Annotated in this window: 1 protein-coding gene; it reads left to right on the top strand. The window is 70.0% G+C overall.

Features of this window, described 5'->3' with window-relative positions; genetic code table 11:
- On the top strand, window positions 1–440 hold a 440-nt coding region (locus NNO08_RS22955), incomplete at both ends, for a hypothetical protein (protein ID WP_271457610.1).

Here is a 440-nt window from a genome sequence, read left to right as displayed (position 1 = left end):
CGCGCCGTATTGACGGCCGAGCACGCGCATGCATTGCGCGTGTCGCTGGTCGCGCAGCTGGCCAAGCACCCATCCGACCATGTCAGCGATCAGTTACGGCTGTCCTCACTGGCCATCGACGTCCCCGCCAGTGCTACCCCGGCCGCGGTCACGGATGCGGCGACCGCAGCCGGGCAGGCCCTGCGGCTCGGCGACGTCCGGCTTGCCGAACGGTTGGCGCGGGCAGCGCTGGATAGGTCGGACGCCCTGGCGGCACGCCTGCCCTTGGCTTACGCACTCGGTTGGCAGGGTCGCGGTCGCGAAGCTGACGCGGTGCTGGCGGCGGTGAATCCCGCCGAATTGACCGAGACCGAGCTGATGGCCTGGGCGATACCCCGGGCGGCGAATCGGTTCTGGATGCTCAACGAGCCCGAGCGCGCCACGGCGTTTCTGCAGACGAC

Origin of the sequence: Citrobacter sp. Igbk 17, from assembly GCF_028069775.1 — a bacterium.
Lineage (GTDB): Bacteria > Pseudomonadota > Gammaproteobacteria > Enterobacterales > Enterobacteriaceae > Citrobacter.
The sequence above is the reverse complement of the archived record's forward strand: the minus strand, read 5'-3'. Positions and strand labels throughout refer to the sequence as shown.